The 26,024-nt window shown below is 74.2% G+C and carries 27 protein-coding genes; 12 read left to right on the top strand and 15 right to left on the bottom strand.

Translation table 11 applies throughout. The annotated features are described in order from the left end of the window. Positions 1-90: 90 nt before the first annotated feature. Positions 91-738, top strand: coding sequence for a TetR/AcrR family transcriptional regulator (locus HDG68_RS10150; RefSeq protein ID WP_172151700.1), 648 nt, complete (start codon positions 91-93; stop codon positions 736-738). Here the strand turns inward: HDG68_RS10150 and HDG68_RS10145 are convergent. The 6 genes from HDG68_RS10145 to HDG68_RS10120 all read right to left on the bottom strand — a co-directional run bounded on the left by HDG68_RS10145 (position 681) and on the right by HDG68_RS10120 (position 8,169). Beyond that, on the bottom strand, positions 681-1,994 hold the full coding sequence (locus HDG68_RS10145; protein WP_172151698.1) for an allantoate amidohydrolase: 1,314 nt from the start codon (positions 1,992-1,994) through the stop codon (positions 681-683). The two genes, HDG68_RS10150 and HDG68_RS10145, sit on opposite strands and share 58 nt — an antisense overlap. After that, positions 1,994-3,175, bottom strand: coding sequence for a pyridoxal-phosphate-dependent aminotransferase family protein (locus tag HDG68_RS10140; protein WP_425483759.1), 1,182 nt, complete (start codon positions 3,173-3,175; stop codon positions 1,994-1,996). The genes HDG68_RS10145 and HDG68_RS10140 overlap by 1 nt, the downstream gene beginning before the upstream one ends. Positions 3,176-3,267: 92 nt before the next feature. Next, the gene (locus HDG68_RS10135; protein WP_172151694.1) at positions 3,268-4,896 is read right to left on the bottom strand and encodes an AtzH-like domain-containing protein; all 1,629 of its coding nucleotides are present in this window, start codon (positions 4,894-4,896) and stop codon (positions 3,268-3,270) included. Then, a complete protein-coding gene (locus HDG68_RS10130) occupies positions 4,893-5,990 on the bottom strand; it encodes an acetamidase/formamidase family protein (RefSeq protein ID WP_172151692.1) in 1,098 nt (365 codons plus the stop codon). The genes HDG68_RS10135 and HDG68_RS10130 overlap by 4 nt, the downstream gene beginning before the upstream one ends. Next, positions 5,987-7,357, bottom strand: a complete 1,371-nt coding sequence (gene allB / locus HDG68_RS10125; protein ID WP_172151691.1) for an allantoinase AllB — start codon at positions 7,355-7,357, stop codon at positions 5,987-5,989. The genes HDG68_RS10130 and allB overlap by 4 nt, the downstream gene beginning before the upstream one ends. 176 nt (positions 7,358-7,533) lie before the next feature. Continuing rightward, positions 7,534-8,169 carry an XRE family transcriptional regulator gene (locus tag HDG68_RS10120; protein ID WP_172151690.1) on the bottom strand — a complete coding sequence of 212 codons (636 nt, stop codon included), beginning with the start codon at positions 8,167-8,169 and terminating at the stop codon, positions 7,534-7,536. A gap of 160 nt (positions 8,170-8,329) precedes the next feature. Between HDG68_RS10120 and uraD the strand changes: the two genes are divergently transcribed. The 3 genes from uraD to hpxO are packed head-to-tail and all read left to right on the top strand — an operon-like array spanning position 8,330 to position 10,394. After that, positions 8,330-8,854, top strand: a complete 525-nt coding sequence (gene uraD, locus HDG68_RS10115) for a 2-oxo-4-hydroxy-4-carboxy-5-ureidoimidazoline decarboxylase (protein WP_172151689.1) — start codon at positions 8,330-8,332, stop codon at positions 8,852-8,854. Beyond that, entirely contained in the window at positions 8,851-9,192 is a 342-nt protein-coding gene (gene uraH / locus HDG68_RS10110; RefSeq protein ID WP_172151688.1) for a hydroxyisourate hydrolase, read from the top strand. The genes uraD and uraH overlap by 4 nt, the downstream gene beginning before the upstream one ends. A 5-nt stretch (positions 9,193-9,197) precedes the next feature. Continuing rightward, positions 9,198-10,394, top strand: coding sequence for an FAD-dependent urate hydroxylase HpxO (gene hpxO / locus HDG68_RS10105; protein WP_172151687.1), 1,197 nt, complete (start codon positions 9,198-9,200; stop codon positions 10,392-10,394). Between the two features lie 245 nt (positions 10,395-10,639). Here hpxO and HDG68_RS10100 read toward each other — a convergent pair whose 3' ends face one another. Both HDG68_RS10100 and HDG68_RS10095 read right to left on the bottom strand, forming a co-directional pair. Then, on the bottom strand, positions 10,640-12,313 hold the full coding sequence (locus HDG68_RS10100) for a VC_2705 family sodium/solute symporter (RefSeq protein ID WP_172151686.1): 1,674 nt from the start codon (positions 12,311-12,313) through the stop codon (positions 10,640-10,642). Next, positions 12,310-12,633 carry a DUF4212 domain-containing protein gene (locus HDG68_RS10095; protein WP_172151685.1) on the bottom strand — a complete coding sequence of 108 codons (324 nt, stop codon included), beginning with the start codon at positions 12,631-12,633 and terminating at the stop codon, positions 12,310-12,312. Before HDG68_RS10095 ends, HDG68_RS10100 begins: the two co-directional genes overlap by 4 nt. Positions 12,634-12,932: 299 nt before the next feature. On the opposite strand from HDG68_RS10095, the gene HDG68_RS10090 reads away from it, so the two are divergent. From HDG68_RS10090 to rdgB, 7 genes are all read left to right on the top strand, one after another. Further along, positions 12,933-13,391: a hypothetical protein gene (locus HDG68_RS10090; protein WP_172151684.1), complete on the top strand. Its 459-nt coding sequence runs from the start codon at positions 12,933-12,935 to the stop codon at positions 13,389-13,391. A 66-nt stretch (positions 13,392-13,457) separates the two neighbouring features. Beyond that, positions 13,458-13,793, top strand: a complete 336-nt coding sequence (locus HDG68_RS10085; RefSeq protein ID WP_172151683.1) for a hypothetical protein — start codon at positions 13,458-13,460, stop codon at positions 13,791-13,793. Next, the gene (locus HDG68_RS10080; RefSeq protein ID WP_343037529.1) at positions 13,790-15,484 is read left to right on the top strand and encodes a sodium/solute symporter; all 1,695 of its coding nucleotides are present in this window, start codon (positions 13,790-13,792) and stop codon (positions 15,482-15,484) included. Before HDG68_RS10085 ends, HDG68_RS10080 begins: the two co-directional genes overlap by 4 nt. Then, entirely contained in the window at positions 15,471-16,805 is a 1,335-nt protein-coding gene (locus tag HDG68_RS10075; protein ID WP_172151681.1) for a histidine kinase, read from the top strand. The genes HDG68_RS10080 and HDG68_RS10075 overlap by 14 nt, the downstream gene beginning before the upstream one ends. Before the next feature lie 5 nt (positions 16,806-16,810). Then, complete coding sequence (locus HDG68_RS10070) at positions 16,811-17,623, top strand: response regulator (RefSeq protein WP_172151680.1); 813 nt, start codon at positions 16,811-16,813, stop codon at positions 17,621-17,623. A 45-nt stretch (positions 17,624-17,668) separates the two neighbouring features. Beyond that, on the top strand, positions 17,669-18,403 hold the full coding sequence (gene rph, locus HDG68_RS10065) for a ribonuclease PH (RefSeq protein ID WP_172151679.1): 735 nt from the start codon (positions 17,669-17,671) through the stop codon (positions 18,401-18,403). Position 18,404: 1 nt separating this feature from the next. Next, positions 18,405-19,070 (top strand): RdgB/HAM1 family non-canonical purine NTP pyrophosphatase, encoded by a 666-nt coding sequence (rdgB, locus tag HDG68_RS10060; RefSeq protein ID WP_172151678.1) that lies wholly within the window; start codon positions 18,405-18,407, stop codon positions 19,068-19,070. Positions 19,071-19,089: 19 nt separating this feature from the next. On the opposite strand, the gene HDG68_RS10055 is transcribed toward rdgB, so the two are convergent. The 5 genes from HDG68_RS10055 to clpS all read right to left on the bottom strand — a co-directional run bounded on the left by HDG68_RS10055 (position 19,090) and on the right by clpS (position 22,207). Next, a complete protein-coding gene (locus HDG68_RS10055; protein WP_343037528.1) occupies positions 19,090-19,458 on the bottom strand; it encodes a DUF3054 domain-containing protein in 369 nt (122 codons plus the stop codon). Positions 19,459-19,474: 16 nt separating this feature from the next. Beyond that, positions 19,475-20,278 (bottom strand): MBL fold metallo-hydrolase, encoded by an 804-nt coding sequence (locus HDG68_RS10050; protein ID WP_172151677.1) that lies wholly within the window; start codon positions 20,276-20,278, stop codon positions 19,475-19,477. A gap of 19 nt (positions 20,279-20,297) precedes the next feature. Further along, positions 20,298-21,101, bottom strand: coding sequence for a glutamate racemase (gene murI, locus HDG68_RS10045; protein ID WP_172151676.1), 804 nt, complete (start codon positions 21,099-21,101; stop codon positions 20,298-20,300). A gap of 114 nt (positions 21,102-21,215) precedes the next feature. Further along, on the bottom strand, positions 21,216-21,896 hold the full coding sequence (locus HDG68_RS10040) for a DUF2017 family protein (RefSeq protein ID WP_172151675.1): 681 nt from the start codon (positions 21,894-21,896) through the stop codon (positions 21,216-21,218). Further along, positions 21,893-22,207, bottom strand: a complete 315-nt coding sequence (gene clpS / locus HDG68_RS10035) for an ATP-dependent Clp protease adapter ClpS (protein ID WP_172151674.1) — start codon at positions 22,205-22,207, stop codon at positions 21,893-21,895. The genes HDG68_RS10040 and clpS overlap by 4 nt, the downstream gene beginning before the upstream one ends. 92 nt (positions 22,208-22,299) lie before the next feature. On the opposite strand from clpS, the gene HDG68_RS10030 reads away from it, so the two are divergent. Further along, entirely contained in the window at positions 22,300-23,724 is a 1,425-nt protein-coding gene (locus HDG68_RS10030) for a nicotinate phosphoribosyltransferase (protein ID WP_172151673.1), read from the top strand. A 6-nt stretch (positions 23,725-23,730) separates the two neighbouring features. Here HDG68_RS10030 and HDG68_RS10025 read toward each other — a convergent pair whose 3' ends face one another. Next, positions 23,731-25,530 carry a DEAD/DEAH box helicase gene (locus HDG68_RS10025; protein WP_216648298.1) on the bottom strand — a complete coding sequence of 600 codons (1,800 nt, stop codon included), beginning with the start codon at positions 25,528-25,530 and terminating at the stop codon, positions 23,731-23,733. Between the two features lie 53 nt (positions 25,531-25,583). After that, the gene (locus tag HDG68_RS10020) at positions 25,584-25,904 is read right to left on the bottom strand and encodes a DUF3039 domain-containing protein (protein ID WP_172151669.1); all 321 of its coding nucleotides are present in this window, start codon (positions 25,902-25,904) and stop codon (positions 25,584-25,586) included. Positions 25,905-26,024: the final 120 nt, after the last annotated feature.

The following is a 26,024-nucleotide window of genomic DNA, read 5'->3' as shown; positions in this document are numbered from 1 at the left end:
GGTCCCGGCCGGCCGCCGGCCTCCAGGAGGCCGCGACGAGAGTATCGCAATCTGACAGGTGTTGGATACTCCCCGTGGCACGATGTCGCCATGGACCCTCGACAGCGGCGCACCCGGACGCAGCTCCGCTCGGCGATCCTCGATCTCGCGGCCCGGCAGCCCGTCGGGTCGCTGACGGTCGCCGAGGTCGCCCGGGCCGCTGGTGTCACCCGCGACACCTTCTACCGGCACGCGGCGGGTCCGGTCGAGCTGCTGGCCGACGTCCTCACCGACGAGCTCGAGCAGATCGACCTGCCCGCGCACGGCGACGCCGAGGACTTCCTCGCCGCGCTCCACCTGCTGCTCGAGCACGTGGCCGGCCACGCCCCCGTCTACCGTGCGGCACTCGTCGACAGCACCGAGGGACGCATCCGCGAGATCCTGCACGACGTCGTCGCGGCACGCCTCGACGCCTACCTGGCGGCCGCGCCCGCCGCCGTGCCGCGCATCCCCGGCGGGGCGCCCCCCGAGGTGACGCGCCGGGTGCTCGTCGCGCACTGCGCCGCAGGGACGGTCGCCGCGATCACCGTCTGGGTGGGCGACGGCGCACAGACCGACGTCGCGGCGCTCGCCCGGACGATCCTCGCGGCCGGCCCCACCTGGTGGAGCCCCGAGCACGCGGCCCGGACGCTCCCCGTGGATCAGGCCCGGTCGGCCGCCAGCTGGAGCACCGACTCCGCCAGCGCCCGCGTGCCGTAGGCCACGTCGCCGGCGGAGACCGCCTCGTCAGGATGGTGGCTGATGCCGTCGGGGTTGCGCAGGAACAGCATGCCGACGTCGGTCACGGAGCCGATCGCCATCGCGTCGTGGCCCGCCCTGCTGAAGATCGTCGCCGGGTCGTCGACGCCGCGGTCGAGCGTCGAGACGATGCCCTCGCGCACGACGTCCTGCAGCAGCGGGGCGCAGAACACGGCCGGTGCGCTGTGCACCTCGCGCGCGTGCCAGCGCAGCCCGCGACGGCCCATGATGGCGTCGAGCTCGCGCTCGATGGCACCCCACACGCGGTCCCGCTCGCCGTCGAGCTCGCCGCGCAGGTCCAGGCTGAGGTGCGCCTCGCCGGGGACCACGTTCACGGCGCCGGGATAGGTCTCGAGCCGGCCGACCGTGCCGATCATGTGGTGCTCGGCCCGGCAGAGGCGTTCGACCGCGAGCGCCGCCTCGCTGGCACCGAGCAGCGCGTCCCGACGGCGGTCGTAGGGGGTGCCGCCGGCGTGCCGGGCCTCCCCCTCGACGACGAGCTGGAACCGCCGCGCGGAGGCGATGGAGGACACCACGGCCAGGGACTCGCCGCGTTCGTCGAGCTCGGGACCCTGCTCGATGTGCGCCTCGAGGTAGCCGACCAGCTCCTCGGGCCGGCGGGCCGCCTCGGCCACGCGGCCGGGGTCGAGCCCGAACTCGACGAAGGCCTCCCGCAGGGAGACGCCGTCGGCATCGGTCAGGGACCACCACTGCGGGTCCCAGGTCCCGGCGACGGCGGAGGAGCCCAGCAGCGCCTTGCCGAACCGTGTGCCCTCCTCGTCGGAGAACGCGACGACCTCGAGCGCGAAGGGCAGCGGGGAGCGCCAGCCGGCCTGGTCGGGTGCCGGTTCGCGCAGCATCCGCACCACCTCGAGCCCCATGAGGACGCCGACGATCCCGTCGTAGCGTCCGGCGTCGGGCACGGTGTCCAGGTGGGAGCCGATGACCAGCGCGGGTGCGTCGGGGTCGGGCGTGCCGGACGCCGTGGACCGCTCGAGCCGGCCGACCTGGTTCCCGGCGGCGTCCGTGCGGGTGGTCATGCCGATCTCGCGCATCCACTGCGCCGCGAGGCGGTTGACGCGTGCGTGCTCCGGGGAGAGGTAGACCCGTTCGATGCCGTCGTCGGCGGCGGTGACCCGGGCGAGCTCGTCGCAGCGCGCCATGACGCGCCGTGCTGCCGCGGCCACCGTCCCGGGGTCGGTCTGCAGCAGCGCCATCAGGCGCCCCGGAAGACGTCGGCGGCGGCCTCGGTCCCACCCCCGGGCGGGACGGCGCGGCCGAAGCGGCGCAGCACCGCCTCGAGGGCGGCGAGCGTGGTGAGCACGGCGTCCTCGCGGGCGTTGTAGCCCATGGTGCCGATGCGCCAGACCCGTCCGTGCAGCGGGCCGAACGAGGTACCGATCTCGATGCCGAAGTCGGTCAGCATCGCGGCGCGCGCGGCGTCGCCGGGCACGCCCTCGGGGATCTCGACGGCGACGACGTTGTGCATCTTGTGGGCGACGTCGCCGAACACCTCCAGGCCCAGCCCCCGCACGCCGGCGAGCATGGCGTCGCCGGCCAGGCGGTGCCGCTCGACGACGGCGTCACGTCCCTCGGCCAGGATCACCCGCGCGCACTCGCGCGCCGCGTACAGCATCGACGTGGCCTCGGTGTGGTGGTTGAGACGGCGCGGCCCCCAGTAGTCGAGGATCATGCCGAGGTCGAAGTAGTTGGAGCGCACGTAGTCGCTCGCCTCGGGGTCGTCCGGCTCGCGGATGCCGGCCTCGACACGCTTCCGGGAGCGCACGACCTCCACAGCGCGTTCCGAGAGCGTGATCGGCGCCGAGCCCGACGGCCCGCCGAGGCACTTCTGCAGACCCGCGGTGGCGGCGTCCAGCCCCCACGCGTCGGCCTCGAAGGGGTTGCCGCCGAGCGAGGCGGTGGCGTCGGAGTAGAAAAGCACGCCGTGCTGGGCGCAGAGCGCCCCGACCTCGTCGAGCGGCTGGTTCATCGTGGTCGACGTGTCGCCCTGGACCAGCGCGAGCAGCGTGGGGCGCACCCGCCGGATCGCCTCGTCGATCGTCGAGACCGGCACCACCTGCCCCCACGGCACCTCGATGGTGTGCACCTCGGCCATGGCCCGTTCGGCGATCTCGGCGAGCAGCAGCCCGAACCGGCCGAAGACCGGCACGAGCACCCGCTCCCCGGGGCGCACCAGCGACACGATCGCCGCCTCGATCCCCGCGCGGGACGTGCCGTCCACGAGCATCGTCGCCTCGTTGGCCGTGCCCCACACCTGCCGGTAGAGCTCCTGGGTCTCGGTCATGGAGGCCGTCATGAACGGGTCGTACTGGCCCACCAGGGGGGCCGACATCGCGCGCAGCACGCTCGGGTACGCCGACACGGGACCGGGGCCCATGAGCAGACGGGTAGGCGGGTCGATCGGTCCGGGCAGTTCGGGACCGGGCAGGCTCGATCCGGGCAGGCTCGATCCGGGCTGGGCGGCGGTCATCAGGTCGTTCCTCCGGTCGGGGCGGTGGCGTGGTCCGGCGCGACGGCGCGCGCGAGCCGGCGCGCCAGGCGGACGAGGGCGATGTCGGTGTCGGCGCTCGAGACGAGGCACACGCCGACGGGCGCGGGGCCGAGCAGCGAGCCGACGGTGAGCAGGGGGGCCGACAGGGCCGGCAGCCCGGCGACGGCGGCCGGCGTGGTGAGCTGCAGCGTCGCGGTGCGCACGGCGTCGACCCGTTCGCCGCCGCTGGTGCGCAGCGGTGCCGGGCCGGGTGCGGTCGGCAGGAGCAGCACGGCGTCGCCCACGAGGCGGCGCACGCGGTCGCCCAGCGGGGCCAGGGCGGCCCGGGCGGCGGCCTCGTCCTCGTCCGTCATACGGGCGGCAGACCGGAAGCGCTCGGCGACGGCGGGCCCCAGGGCGCCCGGGTGCTCGCGGACCCAGGGCCCGTCGTTGCGCCACGCCTCGGCGGCCTGGACGGTGCGGAAGGCCGCCAGGAACTCCTCGGGGTCGCCGATCGAGACCTGGTCGACCCTCGGCGCGTCGGGACGCCCGGCCAGCGCGGCCAGGAACCGGTCGAACGCGGCCCGGGTGTCCGCCTCGACCACGGCCAGCAGCTCGGTGGGCACCGCGAACCGCCAGGGCAGGTCCTGGTCCGACGCGCCGTAGACGGACTCGGTGGACTCCGAGCCGTCGTAGCTCAGGCACCAGTCGGCGACCCGCTGCAGCGTGCCCCCGTCGCGGGTGAGCCAGCCGACGGTGTCGAAGGACTGCGCGAGCGGCAGCATCCCCTGCCGCGGGACGAGCCCGTGCGTGGTGCGCAGGCCCCACAGCCCCTGGTAGGACGCGGGCACCCGGACCGATCCGGCGGTGTCGGTGGCCAGCCCGATCTCGGCCTGGCCGGTGGCCACCGCGGAGGCGGGTCCGCTGGACGAGCCGCCGGGCAGCGCCCCGGGGAGCGCCTCGTTGGGCGGGGTGCCGTAGTGGGGGTTGTCACCCGCCACCGAGTAGGCGAACTCGTCGGTGCGGGCGATGCCGCGCAGCGACGCGCCGCCGCGGAGCAGGTCGGACACGGCGGGCGCGGTGGAGGGCTCGGGCCTGGCGCCGTCCAGGTAGGTGGGGTTGCCCGCCCCGATGCGGTAGCCCTTGATCGCGAAGAGGTCCTTGACGGCCACCGTCAGGCCGGCCAGCGGCCCTTCCCACGCACCCTGGTACAGCGGGTCGCCGACCGTGCGCCAGATCCGCCGGTCGAGGGCCGCGGCGCGTGGGGTGACGTGCGCGGCCGTGATCAGCCACGTCCCCTCGACGCGCTGCCACACCTGGGTCTGCAGGCCCGTCCCGCCGGCGTCGTACCGGGAGACCGAGACCAGCAGCGCCACGTCCGGTCCCAGCGCACGGTGCTCGACGCGTTCGATGACGCGTGGCGCCACGCCGCCCCGTGTCCCGCGGAACGCCGAGATCGCCTCGTGCCCGACGAGCAGCCCGGCGGCGTCCCCACGCATCGTGGCCTCGCCGGGCGCGAACGCGGCGTCGAGGTGGTCGAGGTCGTTCGCGACGACGGCGGCCTCGTAGCGCGTGAACGCCTGGTACAGCTCGGCGGGCACCGAGTCGGCGCCGGGGATCTCGGTCATGCGTCACCTCCGATGGGCACCCGGGCCAGGTCGGCCTCGCGGATGCGGGCGTGCACGCCGGTCACGACGTCGACCACCTGGGAGATGTCGAAGTCGGTCGCGGCACTGAGGTAGGCGTAGGCCAGGTGCTCGTCCATCCCCCAGCGCGCCCGCAGCAGCGCGATGGCGGCGCGTACGGCCCGGCGCATCGCCTCGTCGAGGTCCTCGTGCATCCCCGTGGGCACGAGGTACCCGCCGGCGCGGGCCAGCGGACCGGTCACCTCGCCGAACGCGGCGAGCGCCTCGGCCCGCGGGACGACGTCGAAGCGCAGCGTGGCCCGCAGGGACGCCTCGAGCGCGGTGAGGGCGACCTCGCCGTCCCCCTGGGCGAAGTGCGGGTCGCCGGCGTAGACGAGCGCGCCGTCGACCTGGACGGGCAGGTAGAGCTCGGTGCCCTCGACGAGCAGGTTGATGTCGATGTTGCCGCCGTGCGGGCCGGGCGGCACGGAGTGGGGGCGGTCGTCGCCCGGCACGGCGACGCCCAGGATCCCCAGGAAGGGCGCGAGCGGGAACTCGACGACCGGCGGGCCGCCCTCGGTGACGGGCATCGTGCCGACGAGCCCGGAGCCGCGCTCCTCGACGGCGCAGAAGACCGAGACATTGCTCTCCCCGCGGGGCAGCTCGCCGGCGAGCGCCCCCTTGCCGTGCCGGTTGGACACGACGCCGTAGGGCACGCGGGGCTCGAGCCGTTCGACGGTGATCCGCAGCAGGTCGCCGGGTGCGGCGCCCTCGACGCGGACGGGCCCGGTGACCACGTGCGGGCCGTCGCGGTCCGGGTCGCGGGCGAGCTCCGCGGCGATGGTGACGGCGTCGTCCAGGACGTGGGCGGGCGGGACGCCGTGCCGGCCGAAGTAGGCCCGCGGGTCGGAGCCCTGGTCCTCCAGCAGTCCCTCGTGGCTGACGGTGTCGACGGTGACGGACTCGCCGGGGGCGACCGTCAGTACCGGGGTGTCGGCGGCGCAGGGCAGGCGGCCCCAGGTGACCGTGGCGGGCGTGGCGGCGAGGTAGTGGTCACCGGGCAGGTCGCCCACGCCCGGCTGCAGGATCGGGGTCATGCCGCCACCTCCGTCCGGGCGGTCAGCAGCCGTCCGGCCGGGGCGCCGCGGACGACGCCGGTGCCGCCGTCGTCCGCGCCGTACACCTGGTCCCCGCGCAGCCACGTGCCGCGGACCCGGCCGCGCAGGGCACGGCCGTCGTAGGCGGAGACGGGGTTGCGGTGCAGCAGCGCGCCGGCGTCGACGAGGAACGGGTCGTCGGGCCCGAAGACCGCCAGGTGCGCGGGCGCGCCGGGCTCGATCCGGCCGAGGCCGTCGAGGCCCGCGACGGCGGCGGGCCCGGTGGTGAACCACGGAAGGACGGCGGCCAGGTCGACGCCGCGGGCGGACGCCTCGGTCCACACCGCCGACAGCCCGACCTGCAGCCCGGAGATGCCGCCCCAGGCCAGCCCGAAGTCACCGTCGCCGGCCCGTTTGCGCTCGACCGTCGAGGGCGAGTGGTCGGACACGACGGCGTCGATCGTCCCGTCGAGCAGCCCCTCCCACAGCAGGTCGCGGTTCGCGGCCTCGCGGATCGGGGGGCAGCACTTGAACTCCGAGGCGCCGTCGGGGATCTCCTCGGCGGTGATCGTCAGGTAGTGCGGGCAGGTCTCCACGGTCAGGTCGACGCCGTCGGCGCGGGCCGCGCGGATCACCGGCAGGGAGCCGGCGTCGCTGAGGTGCAGGACGTGGACGCGGGCGCCGTGGCGACGGGCGGCGTCCACGACGGCCTGGATCGCGGCGGCCTCGCTCGCCGGCGGCCGCGAGCGCAGGAACGCGTCGTAGCCGCGGCCGAGCGCACCGCCGGCGTGGAGCAGGTCCGGGTCCTCGGCGTGCACGATGAGCCGCGACCCGAGGCGGGCGACCTCGGCCGTGGCCGCGTCGAGTCCGGCGGCGTCGAGGTGCCCGAACTCGTCGACGCCGGAGGGGGCGAGGAAGCACTTGAACCCGTAGACACCGGCGTCGTGCAGGCCGCCGAGGGTGCCGAGGTTCTCGGGGACCGCGCCGCCCCAGAAACCGACGTCGACGTGCGCGGCGGGTGCCGCGACCGTCTGCTTGGTCCGCAGGGCCTCGACGGTGGTGGTCGGCGGCAGGGAGTTCAGCGGCATGTCGACCAGGGTGGTGACGCCGCCGGCGGCCGCCGCGGCGGTCGCCGAGCCGAAACCCTCCCAGTCGCTGCGGCCGGGGTCGTTGACGTGCACGTGGGAGTCGACGAGGCCGGGCAGCAGGACGGCGCCGTCGGGCACCGGGACGTCCCGCGACCCGGCGACGATCGCACCTGCGGCCAGCACGTCCGCGACGCGTCCGGCCTCGACCACGACGGCGGCCGGCCGGAAGGCTCCGTCGACGTAGGCCCGCTCGGCCCGGAAGACCTGGCGCGCGGCCATCAGCGCACCGCCGGGGCGCTGCTGCTGCGGTGCGGGTTCACGGGCATGCGTCCTCCAGGCGGTCACGGCTCCGGACGAGTGCCGTCCGGCGTCGTGCGCCATCCTGCCGTGAAGTTATTGCTTAACGCCATCCCGGGGGTTTCGTGGCGGTTACACCTCGGGACCTGCTGCGGCCCTCAGGCCCCGTGGCCCTCGTCCACGGCCGCCGGGTCGACCGTGAGCCACAGCGCCACCGCGACGCCCGCGGAGTCGTTGACGACCCGGTGCGGCCGGGCTGCCGAGAACGACAGCGCGTCCCCCGCACCCAGGCGGACCGACCCCTCGGCGAACTCGAAGACCAGCTCGCCGGAGACCACGTGCCCGCTCTCGTAGCCGGTGTGGACCAGCATCGCGCCGTCCTCGCTGGAGGACGCCCCCGGCGGGTAGGTCGACTCGAACCAGGTGACGCCCGGCAACGGAGCCGGGGAGAGCCGCCGGTAGGTGACCCCCTGCCCCAGCTGCGCCGACACGTCCTGCGCCCGGCTCGCCACGAGGACGCCCGGCAACGGCTCCGACACGTCCCCGTCGGCCTCGTCCACCCGCGGTGCCGAGACGCCGACGTCGTCGAAGATCGCCGAGACCGGCACGCCCAGGATCCCCACCAGCTCGACCAGCCGCTGCACCGACGGCTTCATCACCCCGTTCTCGAGCTGCGACAGCGCGCTCGAGGAGATCCCGAGCTCGCGCGCCACCGACGCCAGCGACCGACCCCGGGAGGTGCGCAGCCGGCGCAGCCGGGTGCCGATCTGCGCGGGCAGCAGGGTCTCGTCCACGGTGTCTCCTGTCAGGCGGGGGCTGCCCGCATCGTATGCGAGCCGCACGCCGGACCGGACCCCTCCGACCGGGCCCCGCACCCGGTCACACGGTCGTCACACGGGTGAAACACCGCCGCCCCGGCACGGTCGTACCGTCGCCGCACGGAAGGAGCCTCTGTTGCACATCGACGAGTTCGACACCCTGGCACCTCAGGACGCACGGGCCCAGGTCGCGGTCTGGGCGGCGGTGCCGACCTGGGTCGACGCCGTCGTCTCCGGACGACCGTACGGGTCCACCGACGCCCTGGCCGCCCGCGCGCAGGAGCTCGCGACCGGGTGGGGCCGGGCCGAGCTGGACGCGGCGCTGGCCCACCACCCGCGGATCGGCGAGAAGCCGTCCGGCACCGGCGCCGACGCGGCCGCGTCCCGCCGGGAGCAGGCGAGCATGGCGGACGCGGGCGACGACGTCGCCGCGCTCATGACCGCCGGCAACCGGGCGTACGAGGAGCGGTTCGGCCGGGTGTTCCTCATCCGGGCCGCGGGCCGCTCCCCCGACCAGATGCTCGGTGAGCTCGCCCGCCGGCTCGACAACGACGAGGCCACCGAGGTGGCCGAGGCGTGCGACCAGCTCGCCCAGATCGCCCTGCTGCGCCTGCACGGCGCGGTCACCGACGGCGCCGACACCCGGGAGCCCGCCCCATGAGCAGCCACCTGACCACCCACGTGCTGGACACCACCGCCGGGACCCCCGCCGCGGGCGTCGAGGTGACGCTGACCGACGCCCACGGCCAGGACCTCGCGACGGCCGCCACCGACGCCGACGGCCGCGCCGCCGTCGGGCCCGACCGGCTGCCGGCGGGCACCTACACGCTGACGTTCGCCACGGGCTCCTACTTCGCGGCCCGCGCCGTCGAGACCTTCTACCCGCAGGTCACCGTCGCGTTCGTCGTCACGGACGACGCCGACGGCACGAGCAGCCGCCACTACCACGTACCGCTGCTGCTGAGCCCGTTCGCCTACTCGACCTACCGCGGGAGCTGAGCGGCGTGAAGATCATCGTCATCGGCGCCGGCGTCGGCGGCACGAGCGCCGCGATCGCCCTGCAGCGGCTCGGCCACGACGTCGTCGTCTACGACCGCATGCGCGAGAACAAGCCCGTCGGGGCCGCGCTGTCGCTGTGGTCCAACGGCGTCAAGGTGCTCAACTGGCTGGGCGTGGGCGAGCAGGTCGCCGCGCTCGGCGGCGCCATGGACGACATGGCCTACCTCGACGGGCACTCCGGCGAGACGCTGTGCCGGTTCAGCCTGGCCCCCGTGACTGAGGCCACCGGCCAGCGCCCCTACCCCGTGGCCAGGGCGGACCTGCAGCGCCTGCTCATGGACACCGTGGGCGCCGAGCACATCCACCTGGGCATGCGGCTGGTGTCGGTGGCCGACGACGGCCAGCAGGTCACGGCCACGTTCGCCGACGGCTCCACCGACACCGCCGACCTGCTGCTGGGGGCCGACGGCGCCCGCTCCGTGGTGCGCGACCACGTCACCGCTGCCGACGAGGGCGGTGAGCGCATCGAGCGCACCTACTCGGGCTACACGAACTTCAACGGCCTGGTCGCCGCGGACACCGCCGTCGGACCGAAGAACCAGTGGACCACGTACGTCGCCGAGGGCAAGCGCGCCGCCGTCATGCCCGTGGCCGACGGCCGCTCCTACTTCTGGTTCGACGTGCCGCAGCCCTCGGGCCTGCCGTACGACGCCGCCACGGACGGCACGGCACCGCTGCACGAGGCGTTCGGCCACTGGGCGCCGGGCGTGCAGGCGCTCCTGGCGGCGATCGACCCCGCCCGGTCGCTCAACCGCGTCGAGATCTGGGACATCGACCCGTTCCACACCTGGGTGCGCGGCCGCGTCGCCCTCCTCGGCGACGCCGCCCACAACACGGCCCCGGACATCGGCCAGGGCGCCTGCCTCGCCCTGGAGGACTCCTTCGCGCTCGCCATCAGCCTGGCCACGAACACCGTGAGCGTCGAGGACTCCCTGCGCCGGTACGAGCGCAGCCGCACCGAGCGCGCCGCCGACCTGGTCCAGCGGGCCCGCGACCGCGGCGAGGAGACCCACGGGTACGACCCCGCACGGACCGCCGCCTGGTACGAGTCGCTGCGCGGCACCGACGGCAGCGGCATCATCCGCGGCATCGTCGGCAACATCACCGGCAGCCCGGTCAACCTCGGCGTCGGCACCCTCTGATCGCATCCCAGCACCCCAGCACCCCCTGCGGTCCTGCGGCCGACTTCCGAGCCGGCGAGAACCGTCGCCGCACCGAGACGCACAGGAACGCACGAGCGCGTGGGAGGAAGATGTGTCGCGCGGTCGTCAGACCGGAAGCGGAGGGCCCCCAGGGCCCGTGAGCGCGACCGCGCGACACATCTTCCTCCCACGCGCGAACAGGACGACGCGAGCAGGACGGCTCGAGCAGGACGACCCGAGCAGGACTACTCGGTGGCCGAGGTCTCCTTCCGCTTCGCCGCGGGGTAGCGCAGCCCCTCGACCATCTCCTGGACGTGCTCCGTCGGTGGCGACGTCAGCTTCGAGACGACGATCGTCACGATCGCGTTGACGACCGCGCCGACGGCGCCGATGCCCTCCGGCGAGATCCCCAGGATGTGGTCGTGCGCCGACGTCCCGAACACCTCGAGGGTGTAGATCATGTACGTCGCGGTGAACGCCAGACCGGCGATCATGCCCGAGGCCGCACCGACGGCGTTGGCCCGCTTCCAGAAGATCCCCATGACGAGGATCGGGAAGAAGGTCGACGCCGCCAGCCCGAAGGCGAAGGCGACCACCTGGGCCACGTACGCGGGCGGGTTGATGCCGCCGTAGATGGCCACCAGCACCGCGGCGCCCATCGCGATACGACCGACGAGGAGCCGCTGCGACTCCGAGGCCTCCCGCTTGACGACCCGGAAGTACAGGTCGTGCGACACCGACGAGGAGATGACCAGCAGCAGGCCGGCCGCCGTCGACATCGCGGCCGCCAGACCACCAGCGGCCACGAGCCCGACGATCGGTGCGGGCAGACCCGCGATCTCCGGGGTGGCCAGCACCAGGATGTCGTTGTTGACGATGAGGTCGGCACCCGAGGCCGGGTCGTTGCTCAGCGTCGTGATCGTCTCGGCGGTGTCGGAGACCGACACCAGCCCGGTCGCGGCCCAGTTGTTCACCCACGCGGGCAGCGAGGCGACGGCCACGCCGTCGACCGACTGCATGAGGTTGAGCTTGGTAAACGCCCCCACGGCGGGTGCCGTCGTGTAGAGCAGGCCGATGAACACGAGCGCCCAGAACGCGGAGAACCGCGCACCGCGGACCGACTTGGTGGTGTAGAAGCGGATGATCACGTGCGGCAGGCCCGCGGTACCGATCATCAGCGACATCGTCACCAGGAACACGTCGAGCTGCGGACGGGCCGCGAACGCCTCGGTGTACTGCTCCAGGCCGAACTGCTGGCTCAGCGCGTCCAGCTCGCCCAGGATCTGGCCGAACGTGACCTGCGGGACCGGGAAGCCCGTCATCTTCTGGGCGATGGTCCACGCCGGGATGAGGTAGGCGACGATCATCACGGTGTACTGGGCCACCTGGGTCCAGGTGATGCCCTTCATCCCGCCGAGCACGGCGTACAGGAAGATGATCCCGGCCGCCACGGCCACGCCGCCCTCGATGGACAGGTTGAGGAACCGGCTGAAGACGATGCCGCCGCCGCGCATCTGGCCCACCACGTAGGTGAAGGACACGATGATCGCGGCGATCGCGGCGATGAGCCGCACGTACTCCGAGTACCGGTCGCCCACGAACTCGGGCACGGTGAACTTGCCCCACTTGCGCAGGTACGGCGCCAGCAGCAGGGCGAGCAGCACGTAGCCGCCCGTCCAGCCCATGAGGTAGACGGAGCCGTCCGAGCCGAGGAACGCGATGAGGCCCGCCATGGAGATGAACGAGGCCGCCGACATCCAGTCGGCCGCGACGGCGGCGCCGTTGGCCACGGCAGGGATGCCCTGGCCGGCGACGTAGAACCCCTTGGTCTCCTTGACGCGGCTGCGCCAGGCGATGGTCAGGTAGGTGGCGAAGGACAGACCCACGAAGACGAGGGTCCAGATCTGGATCTCGCTCACAGCCGGTTCCCCTCCTCGTCGCGCTCGGCCACCCCGTACTCGTCGTCGAGCCGGTCCATGCGCAGCGTGTAGACCAGGATCAGGATGATGAACGTGTAGATCGACCCCTGCTGGGCGAACCACAGACCCAGCGGGAACCCGGCGATCACGATGGTGTTGAGCTGTTCGATCAGCAGGATCCCGCACACGAACGAGACCAGGAACCAGATCGACAGCAGCACGACCATCAGCCGCAGGTTCTTCTTCCAGTACTCCTGGCGCCACCCGTTGGCCCCGGGCGGTGGCCCGGGATCGGGTGCGCTCCCTCGCGCATCGGTCATCGGACGCTCCCTTCGTCGCGTGGACCCCGAGCACCGTCGCCCGGGGCACGTCCGGCACAGCCGTACGGAACCCGTACGTGCCGAGCGAACCGCGCCGTCGTCGCTGGTCACAAGGCCCCACCGGCCCGGCGGTACGGACCGTCTCGCGAACGGTCGCCCTGCCGCCTCGAGAGGTCCGGGCACCAGCGGTGACCGTCCACGCGCCCGCACCGACCGCTCGCGGGACCGTTCGCGCCGCTCGTCCAGCCGGCGGCTCCCGGCGGGTCCCCCGGGACGACCGCGACGCCTACAGTCGGTCCATGGCCTCGACGACGAGCTCCGCCCTCGGCAACCTGCTGCGTGCAGGGGGCCGCACCGCCACCCCGCGCAAGCGCGTGCTGCACCCGGGCAGCGTCGGCATGCTGGTGGGTGCGCTGCTGGTGATCGTCGGCAGCCTGCTGCCCTGGGTCGTCACGCCGGTCGGCACCCTGTCGGGCACCGGAGGTCCCGGACTGTGGACGCTGTGCGCCGGGTTCGTCGGGGTGGCCGGCGCGGTGATCCCGCGCCGCTGGGTCGCGGTCTCCCACAGCCTCGTCGCCGGCACGGGAACGGCGTTCGTGGCCGGCTGGCAGCTCGTGCGCCTGGTCCAGGTCTCCAGCGCCACCGACGCGTGGGGGCAGGCGATGCCGGGCATCGGGCTGGTCATGGCCGCCGGGGGCGCCGTCGTCCTGCTCGCCACGGGGGTCCGCCTGCTGCGCACGCCCGCCGTGCCCGCCTGAGGCGAGATGACCGCGCCGGCGTCCGGGACTTCCCCCGGGCGCCGTCGCTCCGTAGTCTGCGACGTCATGGACGACGGCGTCGACACCAGCGACACCCCTGCGGAGGTGGACGCGACCTTCCGCACCCTGCGACGGGTCGCGGTGGGCTACTTCGTCGTGTTCCTGCTCGCCGTGGCCGCCTTCCCGGTCCTGTCGCTCACCCTGGACTGGTGGTCGAGCTCGCGGCTCGTGGGGGGCATGTCCCCCGGGTTCCTCGTGGCCGGGTTCGGGCTCTACGTCTTCTTCGCGGTGCTCGGCGTCGCCGCGGCCAGCCTGTCCTCCGCCGTCGAGCACCGGATGCTGGGCACCAGCCGCGAGCCGGTGGACGACGACGCCCCGGGCTCGGGCGAGGACCTCCCGTGACCGGGTCGGCGGCCCTCGCCCTGGCCGCGGCGCTCGCGCTGGTGGCGACCGTGGCCGTGGTGATGCGCCCGCGGGGCGCCTCCACCGTCGACTTCTACCTGGCCGGGCAGCGCGTCGGGGTCGCGACCAACGCGTTCGCGATCTGCGGGGACTACTTCTCGGCGGCGTCGTTCCTCGGGGTCGCCGCCGCCGTGTACGCCACAGGGCTCGACGGCGCCTGGTACGCGGTCGGTTTCGCCGCCGGGTTCGTGCCGGTGCTGCTGTTCGTCGCCGCTCCGCTGCGGCGCTTCGGGGAGTTCTCCATCCCCGACTTCCTGGGCCGTCGGCTCGGCTCGGAGACGGTGCGGCTCGTCGCCGTCGGCGTGGTGCAGCTGGTCATCCTGTCCTACCTGGTCCCGCAGACCGTCGGCTCGGGCATCACGTGGGAGCTGCTGGTCGGCGAGGGCGTGCTGGGCCTGGACCCGTACGCCACCGGCATCCTGGCCTCCACGGCCGTCGTCACCGTGCTGGTCGCGTTCGGCGGGATGCGCGGGACCACCTGGACCCAGGCGGTGCAGTTCCTCCTGCTGCTCGGCGCCCTGGTGTGGCTGGCCGCGACCGTCGTCGCCGAGGGCTTCCACTACGGCGAGGCGGTCGAGAGCATCTCCAGCGTCCCCCTGGACAACCCCGCCGGGTCGACCGACGGACTCACGCCCGAGCAGAGCGCCCTGCACCCCGGCGAGCCCGCGGTGTTCGGCGAGCCGGGCGCCCGGTACGGCGGCCTGGGCCAGTTCGCCCTCATCGTCACCCTCGCCATGGGCACCGCGGGACTGCCGCACGTCATGAACCGCTACTTCACCTCCCCCACGGGCACGGCCGCCCGCACCACCACGGTGTGGGTGCTGTGCCTGGCGGGGATCTTCTACTCCCTGGCGGTCATGCTCGGCACCGCGGCGCGCGACCTGATCCCCGCCGCCGTCGCGGACCGGCCGTGGCTCGCCGAGCTGACCGTCGACGGCGTCCTGCGGGTCCCCGAGCACGCCCTGCCCGTGCTGGGTCGCATCTTCGGCGAGGACGCGGGCCTCGGCGTCGTCGCCGCCGGCGCGCTCGTGGCCGTGCTGTCCACGATCGCGGGCCTGCTGCTCGCCGCCGCGGCGTCGTGGGGTCACGACGTCTACGAGCGCCACATCAACCCGCGCGCGACCCAGCGCCAGGCGGTGCTCGCCGGACGCGTCACCACGCTGGTCACGGCGTGCGCCGCGGCGGGCCTCGGGCTGGCGATGCGACCCGAGTCGTTCGCGGCCGCCACGCCGTCCATCGTGGCCACGATGGTCACGTGGGCGTTCGCGGTGGCCGGGTCGGCGCTGACCCCGGTGTTCGTCCTGGCCATCTGGTGGCGGCGCACGACGGCGGCCGGTGCCGTGGCCGGCATGGTCGCGGGCCTGGTCGTCGCGGTCGGCATGTTCACCGCCGGGGCGCTCACCTCCGGCGGGCTGCTGCGCGAGGTCCTGGTGACCCCCACGCTGCTGGCCGCACCCGTCGCCGTGGTGACCGCCGTCGTCGTCTCCCGGCGGACCACACCGCCGGCGGACGTGGAACGCTCCTGGCAGACCATGCACGGCACCGCCGCGGACCGGCGCGCCGAACGGATCGCCCGGCTGATGCTCGCCGAACGGCGGGCCGCCCGGAGGTGGCGACGTGCGCGGCGGTAGCGGACTCCTGGCCGGCGTGCTGGCCGCGGCCTGGGCACTGGTCTTCCTGGTCACCCAGGTGCTCGTCGACCCGGCGCTCGACGCCGCCGCCACCGTGCTCGCCGGCGTCGTCGTGAGCACCGTCGTCGTGCTGGGCTACCCCTCCGCGCTGCGCGGCCCGCGCGCCGCACCCACCACCCGCGGCGGGACGCGCTGGCGTCCCGCCCGCCGCCCCCGGGACCCCCGCGGGGTGCGCGACGGGCTCACCATCGCCGCCGCCGGCCAGTCGATGCCGCTGCGCAACGGCCTGACCCGCGACGCCGCCCGCCGCACCGCCCAGCTCATCAAGCCTCTGCTCGGCGGGGACGCCGTCGCGATCACCGACACCGAGCAGGTGCTCGCGTTCGTCGGCCCGGGCGCCGACCACCACCGCGTCGGCGGCGGGCTGCAGACCCGCATCGCGCGCGTCGCGCTCGGCAAGGGACGCACCGTCGTCGTGCACGCCCGCGACGGCATCGGCTGCCCCGAGCCGGACTGCCCGCTGCGCACCGCCGTCGTCGCACCGCTGGCGATCGGCGACCGCGTGGTCGGCACGCTGAAGGTCTACCGCACCCAGGACGAGCCCGCGCCCCGCGTGCTGGTCGACGACATGGCCTCCATGCTGTCCCTGCACCTGGAGCTGGCGGAGATGGACCGCGAGCGCCACCTCGCCGCCGACGCCCGCCTCGACGCCCTGCGCGCGCAGATCAACCCGCACTTCCTGTTCAACATCCTCAACACCATCGCGTCCAAGTCCCGCACGGACCCGGAGGAGTCCCGTCAGCTCCTGCTGCGCCTGAGCGACTTCTTCCGCTACGCGGTGCGCCAGGACGGGCACTTCGCGGAGTTCAGCCAGGAGTACTTCTTCGTGCGGACCTACCTGTCGCTGGAGCAGGCCCGGTTCGGCGACCGCCTGCGCGTGCGCTACGACATCGACCCGCAGGTGCTGACCACGCGGGTACCGGTGCTGGTGATCCAGCCGCTGGTGGAGAACGCCGTCAAGCACGGGATCGCGGACGCCGTGGCGGGCGGGACGATCCACCTGCGCGCCCGGGTGGACCCGTTGGCGCGCACCACGTCGATCCGGGTGTCCGACGACGGCGTGGGCATGACGCCCGAGGTGCTGGACCGGCTGCTGGCCGGCGGGCGTCCCGGGCTGCCGGAGTCCTCGAAGCACTCGGGCGTGGGGCTGTGGAACATCTCCCAGCGCCTGGACGCCCTGTTCGGCGACCGGTACACGTTCGACGTGGCCTCCACGCCCGGCCGGGGCACGACGGTCGACCTGCGGATCCCGCTAAGGTGACCGCTGTGCGACCAAAGGCACTGATCGTGGACGACGAGGCCCCCGCCCGGGCCGAGCTGCGCTTCCTGCTGGAGGCGGACGGTCAGGTGCAGGTGGTCGGCGAGGCCACGAACGGCGAGGAGGCCCTGCTGCTGCTCGGGTCGCTCGACTACGACCTGGTGCTGCTCGACGTGCGCATGCCGGGCGGTTCCGGCCTGGAGGTCGCCGCGGCGCTGCGCGAGCGGTCGCGGCCCCCGAAGGTCATCTTCACCACCGCCTACCCCGACCACGCCGTGGACGCCTTCGACCTGGCGGCGGTCGACTACCTGCTCAAGCCGTTCGACGCCGAGCGGCTGCGGCGCGCGCTGGACCGGGCGCTGCGCGGCGCCGGGGAGCAGCCGGGCACGACGGCGGAGCACGCGGCGGGCAGCAGCGCCTCGGCGGACGGCGCCGACCGGGGAACGCCGTCGGGCGCCCGGTCGTCCACCTCGCCGCCCGACGTCGAGCCGCTGGTGCGCATCCCCGTGCAGCGGGACGGACGCACGGTGCTGGTCGACGGCGCCTCGATCGTGTACGCCAGCGCAGCCCGCGGGTACTCCTACCTCAAGCTGGCCGACGAACGGCTGCTGGTGACCATGTCGCTCAACGAGCTCGAGCGGCGCCTGCACGGGCACTTCTTCCGCGCCCACCGCTCCTACCTCGTCAACCTCGACCACGTGCGCGAGCTCGTGCCGGACTTCCAGGGCTCGCTCGTGGTCGTGATGGACGACCGGCAACGATCCCGCGTGGAGGTCTCCCGGCGCCACGCCCGCGAGCTGCGGCGACGGTTCGGCATGTGAGGCCAGCCAGGTGGGGGCCCGGCCCGCCCCGTTAGGGTGAGCCCCATGACCACTCGCGCTGACGGCCGTACCCCTGACCAGCTCCGCCCCGTGACCATCACCCGCCACTGGAGCGAGAACGCCGAGGGCTCGGTGCTCGTCGAGTTCGGCAAGACCCGGGTGCTGTGCACCGCCTCGCTGACCGAGGGCGTGCCGCGCTGGAAGAAGGGCTCCGGCGAGGGCTGGGTCACCGCCGAGTACGCGATGCTGCCCCGCGCCACCAACGAGCGCAGCCCGCGCGAGTCCGTCAAGGGCAAGATCGGCGGCCGCACCCACGAGATCTCGCGGCTCATCGGCCGGGCGCTGCGCGCCGTCGTCGACGTCACGGCCCTCGGGGAGAACACGGTCGTGCTGGACTGCGACGTGCTGCAGGCCGACGGCGGCACCCGCACCGCCGCGATCACGGGCGCCTACGTGGCCCTCGCCGACGCCGTCGCGTGGGGTGAGCGGCACGGGGCGATCAAGGGCGGCAAGCAGGTGCTCACGGACTCGGTGGCCGCGATCAGCGTCGGCATCATCGACGGCACCCCCATGCTGGACCTGCCCTACGTCGAGGACGTGCGCGCCGAGACCGACATGAACGTCGTCACGACCGGTGGCGGGCAGTTCGTCGAGGTGCAGGGCACCGCGGAGGGCGTGCCGTTCCGGCGCGACGAGCTCGACGCGCTCCTGGACCTCGCGGTGGTCGGCACCACCGAGCTCACGGCGATCCAGCGGGCCGCGCTGGCCGAGGAGGCCTGAGGTGCCGGCCACGGCGTCGGCCCCGGCCGGCGCCCGCCTGGTGCTGGCCACGCACAACCGCAAGAAGCTCGTCGAGCTGCTGGCGATCCTGCGCACCCGGCCCGGTCTGGACACGCTGCCGGACGAGGCCGTCGTCACCGCCGGCGACCTCGGCGCACCCGAGCCCGTCGAGGACGGCGTGACGTTCGCCGAGAACGCGCTGATCAAGGCGCGCGCCCTCGCGGCGACGTCCGGGCTGCCCGCCGTGGCGGACGACTCGGGCCTGAGCGTCGACGTGCTCGGCGGGGCGCCGGGGATCTTCTCGGCCCGCTGGGCGGGGCGCCACGGCGACGACACCGCGAACCTGGGGCTGCTGCTCGCCCAGCTCGGCGACGTGCGCGACGAGCACCGGGGTGCCGCGTTCGTGTGCGCGGCGGCCCTCGTGACCCCGGACGGCCACGAGGAGGTCGCGCTCGGCGAGATGCCGGGCGTGCTGGTCCGTTCCCCGCGCGGGGACGGCGGGTTCGGCTACGACCCGATCCTGGTGCCGGCCGAGCAGCCGCCCGGTCCGGACGGCTCGCCGGGGACGCGCACGTCGGCCGAGCTCTCGGCGGACGAGAAGAACGCGATCAGCCACCGCGGCAAGGCGCTGCGCACGCTCGCCCCGGCGGTCGCCGCCGCGCTCTGAACCCGGCGGCGCGGACGCGTCAGGAGGCGGCGCGGCGGCGCGCGACCGTCGCCAGCATCCGCCAGCCGATCATCGTCACCGCGAGGAAGCCGGCGGTCACCAGCGTGAACGTCCACGCGAAACCGCCGGTGAACAGCGGCCGCAGCATCACCCCGAGCACGACGGTCGCGAACCAGACCGCCACCCCGGTCGGCCACGGCTGCGCCGGCGCCCGCCAGGCCCGGGCCGCCAGCCAGCCGACGGCCAGCCCGACGAGGAACGGCGCGGCGACGGCCAGCACGTGGCCGGGCGACCCGGCCGAGGCGTGGCTGGCGGTGCCGACGAGCGTGAACACCAGGACGCAGACCAGGTCGCACACGGCGGCCGGCCAGGCGGGGAGCTTCTGCACGCCCTCGAGGCTACCTTCAGAGCAGGTGGACGCCGTCCGCCACGGCCAGCTCGACCGGACCGTCGAACTCGCCGCGCGCCTCGGCCAGCGGGACCTGCGGGTCTGTCCACGCGGTCAGGTGCGTCAGCAGCAACCGGCCCGCACCCGCCTCCGCCGCGACCCGGCCGGCCCGCCGCCCGGTCAGGTGGATGTCGCGGACGCCGTCGTCACGTCCCTCGACGAACGCCGCCTCGCACAGCAGCAGGTCGGCGCCGCGCGCCGCCTCGACGAGGTTCGCGCACGCGTCCGTGTCTCCGGAGAACACGAGCGTGACCGTCTCGCCCGGACGCTGCGATGACGGCCCCGTCACGCGGATGCCGTACGCCTCCACCGGGTGGTTCACCGCGAACGGCTCCAGCCGCAGCGGCCCGACCTGCACCGGAGCGGCCGGGTCCCAGGTGCGGAACGCGTACTCGGCGTCCATGGTCTCGCCCGGGTCCAGCCCGTACATGGCCGCGGCGCGCTCACGCGTGGTCGAGGGCCCGTGCACCGGCAGCTCCCGCGCGGCACCCGTGCGGTGCACCCCCCGCTCGGGGTGGTAGCGCAGGTACACGTACAGCCCGCTCAGGTCCGAGCAGTGGTCCGGGTGCAGGTGGGACAGCGCCAGCGCGTCCAGGTCCAGCGGGTCCACGTGCCGCTGCAGCGGCCCGAGCGAGCCCGAACCCAGGTCGAGCACCACGCTCCAGTCGCGCTCGCCGTCGGAGGCCTGGACCAGATAGCACGACGCCGGCGACGACGGTCCCGGCAGCGAACCGGCCACTCCCACGGTCACGAGTCTCATGCGGCCTCCCTCGTCGCGTTCATGCCGCCTCCACCAGGTCGACCTCCGGGCCGAGGAACCGCCGCGCCAGCTCCTCGAACGGTGCGGGGCTGCCCGTGGCCGCGAACCGGTGGACCGGGGCGGGCGCCTCGGCCGGGCGCTCGAGGTCGTGGGCGACGAGCTTGCGGTACACGTCCTGCGCCGTCTCCTCGGCCGAGGACACGAGCGTGACGTCCTGACCCATCACGTACGAGATGGGCCCGGCCAGCAGCGGGTAGTGGGTGCACCCGAGGACGAGGGTGTCCACGCCGGCGGCCCTCACCGGGGACAGGTACTGGTTGGCGATGTCCAGCGCCTCGGGACCCGACGTCGTGCCCTCCTCCACCAGGCGCACGAACTCGGGGCAGGCCTGGCTCGTGATCTCCAGCCCCGGCGTGACGGCGAACGCGTCGTCGTAGGCCAGCGACTCCACGGTCGCCTTGGTCCCGATCACGCCGATGCGTCCCGACCGCGAGGCGACGACGGCGCGACGCGCGGCCGGCAGGATCACCTCCACCACCGGGATGCCGCGGCGCACGGTGTAGCGTTCCCGCGCGTCCCGCAGCGCGACGGCCGACGCGGAGTTGCAGGCGATGACGAGCATCTTCACGCCGTCGTCGACCAGCCGGTCCATCACCGCGAGCGCCATCGCGCGCACGGCGGCCAGCGGCTTGGGCCCGTAGGGGCCGTTCGCCGTGTCGCCGATGTAGTGCAGCTGTTCGTGCGGGAGCTGGTCGAGGATCGAGCGGGCGACCGTGAGACCACCCACCCCGCTGTCGAAGATCCCGATCGGAGCGTCGTTCACGGCTGGCAGCCTATCGGCGCAGCGCGCTGAGCACCGGTTTCGGTGACTCGCTTCACGCGTGGCGCCCACCACAACGCGCGACCGACGCCGCCCGGCCGCGGCCGGCCCAGGACGTCACTGCCCGGCGCGGCGTGCCCGCAGCTCGGCCAGCAGCTCGTCCATCAAGGACTCCTGGGCGAAGCCCGCCGCGACGAACACCCCGCCCCAGTAGACGCGCTGCTCCGGGTCCAGCTCGTCGCTGCCCGTGTCTCCGTCCGCGGCGTCGGCGTCTGTGTCGGCGTCGGTGTCGGCGTCGTCCGGACCGAACCCGGACAGCACCTCGTGGTGCAGACGCTCGACGTCGGCGTCGTCGTCCAGACCGAGCCGTTCGCCCAGCACGAGCCGGACGTCCGTCAGCGCCGCCGCGAAGTCCTGGGCCGCGTCCCGCCCGACGAGCACCTGGTCGCCGTCACCCGCGTCGGTCACGGGCTCCTCGACCGGGTCGACCGTCTCGGCGAACCGGTGCAGCCGGGCGACCTTGCCGGCGGCCAGGTCCGTCTGGGTCAGGTGGCGGAACTCCGCCGCCACGTCGGCGTCCTCCCGGTGCGCGTCCGGGAGCAGCCGTTGCACCGCGGGATCCCGCGGGACCCGCGCCACCCCCGTGAACGCCACCTCCGCCTCCGTGGCGTCGTCGGGCAGCCCGGAGTCCGCGCTCAGCAGCCCCGCCACGTCCCGGGCCACCCGCGCCAGGACCTCCCGCTCGACCGGCTCCCACGTCGCCACGTACCCCGCCGGGGTGGCACGGAACGGACTCATGCGCCCTCCCCCGCCGCGGCCGGCGCGTCCGACTGCTGCATCGTGGCCCACAACCCGAACCCGTGCATGGCCTGCACGTCGACCTCCATGCGCTCCTTGGGCCCCGTCGAGACGACCGCGCGCCCCTCGTGGTGGACCTGCAGCATCAGCCGGCGCGCCTTCGCCTCCGGATATCCGAAGTAGCTCTCGAACACGTAGGACACGTAGCTCATCAGGTTGACCGGGTCGTTCCACACGATCGTCACCCACGGGTCGGCGAGCCGGGACACCGCCTCGGTCCGGGTGTCCTCCTGCGTCGCGCCGCTCGTCATGGCTCCACCCTACGCAGAGGCCGCGCACCGACCCGCGCACCCGCCGGGCGGTTCGCCCGGCCGCAGCACGGACACGCCCGTACGGTAGGGACATGACCGACGAGAGACGGGGCAACGGCGCTCCGCCCGACACCCTGACCGCACCCCGATCCCTCCCGGCGGCCCCCTTGCCCACACTGCGGCCCTCCCTCGCCCTGCTCACCGACCGCTACGAGCTCACGATGCTCGCCGCCGCCCTCGCCGACGGCACCGCGCACCGTCACTGCGTCTTCGAGGTGTTCACCCGGCGCCTCCCGCCCGGTCGGCGCTACGGCGTCCTCGCCGGCACCGGACGTGTCCTCGAGGCGCTCGCCGCGTTCCGGTTCGGCGACGCCGAGCTCGGGTTCCTGGAACGCCAGGGCGTCGTCGACGACCGCACGCTGGACTTCCTGCGCGGATTCCGCTTCGGCGGGCGGATCTCCGGGTACGCCGAGGGCGAGACGTTCTTCCCCGGCTCCCCCGTCCTGCAGGTCGAGGGCACCTTCGCCGAGGCCGTCCTGCTCGAGACGCTCGTGCTGTCCATCCTCAACCACGACTCCGCCGTCGCGTCCGCCGCCTCGCGCATGACCAGCGCCGCCGTCGACCGCCCCGTCATGGAGATGGGCTCGCGCCGCACCCACGAGCAGTCCGCCGTCGCCGCCGCCCGCGCCGCCGTCGTCGGCGGATTCGTCGGCACCTCCAACCTCGAGGCCGGCTACCGGTACGGCCTGGAGACCATCGGCACCGCAGCGCACTCCTTCACGCTCCTGCACGACGACGAGACCTCCGCCTTCGCCTCCCAGGTCGCCTGGCACGGCGTCGGCACCACCCTGCTCGTCGACACCTACGACGTCCGCCGCGGCGTCGAGCACGCCGTCGCCGCCGCCGGCACCGACCTCGGGGCCGTCCGCCTCGACTCCGGCGACCTGGGGGCGCTCGCCGTCGAGGTGCGGGCCCAGCTCGACGAGCTCGGCGCCACCGGCACCAAGATCGTGGTCACCTCGGACCTGGACGAGCACGCCATCGCCGGGCTCGCCGCGGCCCCGGTGGACTCCTACGGCGTGGGCACGTCGCTGGTGACGGGGTCCGGCGCGCCGACCTGCGGGATGGTCTACAAGCTCGTGGCGCGTGCGGACTCCACCGGTCGGATGCAGCCCGTGGCCAAGACGTCGACGCGCAAGCAGAGCCAGGGCGGCCGCAAGACGGCGGCACGACGTCTCGACGACGAGGGCCGGGCGCTCGAGGAGGTCGTCCTCACGGGCCCGGACGAGGCCGTCGTCACCTGGGAGCCCGGCGAGGAGGCCGACACGGGGCGGATGCGGCCGCTGCACGTGCCGCTGGTCACCGACGGCGCGGTCGACTCGCGGTGGGTCGGAGCCTACGGCGTGCAGAGCGCCGCCGAACGTCATCGGGCCTCACGGGCCGAGCTCCCGCGCGGGGCACGCCGGCTCTCGGCCGGCGACCCGGCCATCCCGACCGTGGAGGAACGCCTGGCGTAACCCTGCTCAGCGCTTGCCGACGAACCAGCCGCGCACCATCGCCACCCGGGCGTCGAGCTGGTCCGCGGTGGCCAGGGGCACCTCCGGACCGCCGCACCGGCGGCGCAGCTCGGTGTGCACCTTGCCGTGCGGCGTGCCGGACTTGCGGGCCCACGCCGACACCAGCTTGGACAGCTCCTTGCGCAGCGCGGCCGCGCGCCGGTGCTCCTGCTCGGACTGCTCGAGAGCGGCCTCGCCGGCCGTGGCCCCGCCGCCGCTGCGCCCGCGCGTCTGGGCGGCCTGGCGCTGACGCAGCAGCGTGGAGACCTGGTCGGCGTCCAGGAGGCCGGGGATACCCAGGAAGTCCTGCTCGGCGTCGGACCCGACGTCTCCCCCGGTGCCGAACTCGCCGCCGTCGAACAGCACGCGGTCGAACGAGGCCTGGGCGTCGAGCGCCTCGAAGGACCCGGTCAGCTCGCCGGACGCCTTCTCCTCCTTGTTGGCGGCCGCGAGCAGCGCTGCCTCCGGGTCGTACTCGATGCCCTGCTCCTCGGCGGTCTGGGGCCGGTCCAGCGCGTGGTCGCGCTCGGCCTCCAGCTCGTTCGCGAGCCCCAGCAGCAGCGGCACGCTCGGCAGGAACACCGACGCCGTCTCGCCACGCTTGCGCGCGCGGACGAACCGCCCCACGGCCTGGGCGAAGAACAGCGGCGTCGACGTGCTGGTGGCGTAGACGCCGACGGCGAGCCGAGGGACGTCGACTCCCTCGGACACCATGCGCACCGCGACCATCCAGCGCTGGTTGCCGGCCGCGAACTCGTCGATGCGGGCGCTGGCGCCGTCGTCGTCGCTGAGCACGACCGTGGGCGACGTGCCCGTGATCCGTGCCAGGTGCCCGGCGTAGGCCCGCGCGTCCGTCTGGTCGGAGGCGATGACCAGCCCGCCGGCGTCGGGCACCGCGCGCCGCATCTCCGTCAGGCGGCGGTCGGCGGCCGCGAGCACCGACGGGATCCACTCACCCCGCGGGTCCAGGGCGGTACGCCAGGCCTGGGCGTGCATGTCCTTGGTCATGTCCTCGCCGAGCCGGGCGCTGACCTCGTCCCCGGCACGGGTGCGCCACCGCATCTCACCGGAGTACGTCATGAACAGCACGGGCCGCACCACGTGGTCGCGCAGCGCGTCGCCGTAGCCGTACACGTAGTCCGCCTTCGATCGGCGGATCCCGTCGGCGTCGGCCTCGTAGGTCACGAACGGGATCGTGGCGGTGTCCGAGCGGAACGGCGTGCCGGTCAGCGCGAGCCGTCGCGTCGCGTCCTCGAAGGCGTCCCGGATGGCGTCGCCCCAGCTCAGCGCGTCACCGCCGTGGTGCACCTCGTCGAGGATGACCAGCGTGCGCGCCGCCTCGGTCCGCGCGCGGTGCAGCGCGGGCTTGGAGGCGACCTGGGCGTAGGTGAGCGCCACCCCGTCGTAGTGGGCACCGTGCTTGCCCTGGGCGTTCTTGAAGGACGGGTCGATGCGGATACCGACGCGCGCCGCGGCATCGGCCCACTGGTGCTTGAGGTGCTCGGTCGGCGCGACCACCGTCACCCGCCGGACCACGCCGGCGTCGAGCAGCTCGGTGGCCACGCGCAGCGCGAACGTCGTCTTGCCGGCCCCGGGGGTGGCGACCGCCAGGAAGTCCCGCGCGGACCGCTGGTGGTACAGCTCGAGGGCCTCGGCCTGCCAGGCACGCAGGTTCGACGCCGTCCCCCACGGGGCACGGCGCGGGTAGGCCGGGCTGAGGTGGGACGCCGCCGCGACGGACGGCGACTGCGGGAGCGGCTTGGCCAGCTCGCTGGCGGCTTCGAAGAGGTCGACGGACTCGGGCTCGGGGAGCGGGGCGCTCACTGCTCGGAGTCTGAGCCGGAGTCGCCGTCGCCGTCCTGCGGGTCACGGAGCCCGTCGTAGACCTCCTTGCAGATCGGGCAGACCGGGAACTTCGCCGGGTCGCGACCCGGCACCCAGACCTTGCCGCAGAGCGCGATCACGGGCTTGCCGGACATCGCCGACTCCATGATCTTCTCCTTGCGCACGTAGTGCGCGAAGCGCTCGTGGTCGCCCGGCTCCGCCGCCTGCTCGCGGGTGTCGGGACGCTCGAGGACGCTCGTCCCCGATCCGGTGTCCTGCGCAGGGTCCGCGGGCGGGGTGGAGAGGGGCTCGCTCATGGGCTCCATCCTACGTGCCGGCCACCGACACCACCGCGGGGTAGGCAACCTCCCGCCGACGTAGACCAGCGCCTCGCGAGGTAGGCGACGAACGCGTGGTCCGTTCGCCTACCTCGGCGG

It is taken from the genome of Isoptericola chiayiensis, assembly GCF_013149805.1.
GTDB lineage: Bacteria > Actinomycetota > Actinomycetes > Actinomycetales > Cellulomonadaceae > Isoptericola > Isoptericola chiayiensis.
The sequence above is the reverse complement of the archived record's forward strand: the minus strand, read 5'-3'. Positions and strand labels throughout refer to the sequence as shown.

Excerpts from the sequence above, each read along its gene's own strand:
- HDG68_RS10150 (WP_172151700.1), top strand. The coding sequence starts at position 91 with ATGGACCCTCGACAGCGGCGCACCCGGACGCAGCTCCGCTCGGCGATC.
- HDG68_RS10130 (WP_172151692.1), bottom strand. The coding sequence starts at position 5,990 with ATGACCCCGATCCTGCAGCCGGGCGTGGGCGACCTGCCCGGTGACCAC.
- HDG68_RS10050 (WP_172151677.1), bottom strand. The coding sequence starts at position 20,278 with ATGAGACTCGTGACCGTGGGAGTGGCCGGTTCGCTGCCGGGACCGTCG.
- HDG68_RS10085 (WP_172151683.1), top strand. The coding sequence starts at position 13,458 with ATGGACGACGGCGTCGACACCAGCGACACCCCTGCGGAGGTGGACGCG.
- HDG68_RS10095 (WP_172151685.1), bottom strand. The coding sequence starts at position 12,633 with ATGACCGATGCGCGAGGGAGCGCACCCGATCCCGGGCCACCGCCCGGG.
- clpS (WP_172151674.1), bottom strand. The coding sequence starts at position 22,207 with ATGACGAGCGGCGCGACGCAGGAGGACACCCGGACCGAGGCGGTGTCC.
- HDG68_RS10040 (WP_172151675.1), bottom strand. The coding sequence starts at position 21,896 with ATGAGTCCGTTCCGTGCCACCCCGGCGGGGTACGTGGCGACGTGGGAG.
- HDG68_RS10140 (WP_425483759.1), bottom strand. The coding sequence starts at position 3,175 with ATGGGCCCCGGTCCCGTGTCGGCGTACCCGAGCGTGCTGCGCGCGATG.
- HDG68_RS10145 (WP_172151698.1), bottom strand. The coding sequence starts at position 1,994 with ATGGCGCTGCTGCAGACCGACCCCGGGACGGTGGCCGCGGCAGCACGG.
- rph (WP_172151679.1), top strand. The coding sequence starts at position 17,669 with ATGACCACTCGCGCTGACGGCCGTACCCCTGACCAGCTCCGCCCCGTG.
- allB (WP_172151691.1), bottom strand. The coding sequence starts at position 7,357 with ATGGCCGCGCGCCAGGTCTTCCGGGCCGAGCGGGCCTACGTCGACGGA.
- HDG68_RS10090 (WP_172151684.1), top strand. The coding sequence starts at position 12,933 with ATGGCCTCGACGACGAGCTCCGCCCTCGGCAACCTGCTGCGTGCAGGG.
- HDG68_RS10020 (WP_172151669.1), bottom strand. The coding sequence starts at position 25,904 with ATGAGCGAGCCCCTCTCCACCCCGCCCGCGGACCCTGCGCAGGACACC.
- HDG68_RS10135 (WP_172151694.1), bottom strand. The coding sequence starts at position 4,896 with ATGACCGAGATCCCCGGCGCCGACTCGGTGCCCGCCGAGCTGTACCAG.
- HDG68_RS10030 (WP_172151673.1), top strand. The coding sequence starts at position 22,300 with ATGACCGACGAGAGACGGGGCAACGGCGCTCCGCCCGACACCCTGACC.
- uraH (WP_172151688.1), top strand. The coding sequence starts at position 8,851 with ATGAGCAGCCACCTGACCACCCACGTGCTGGACACCACCGCCGGGACC.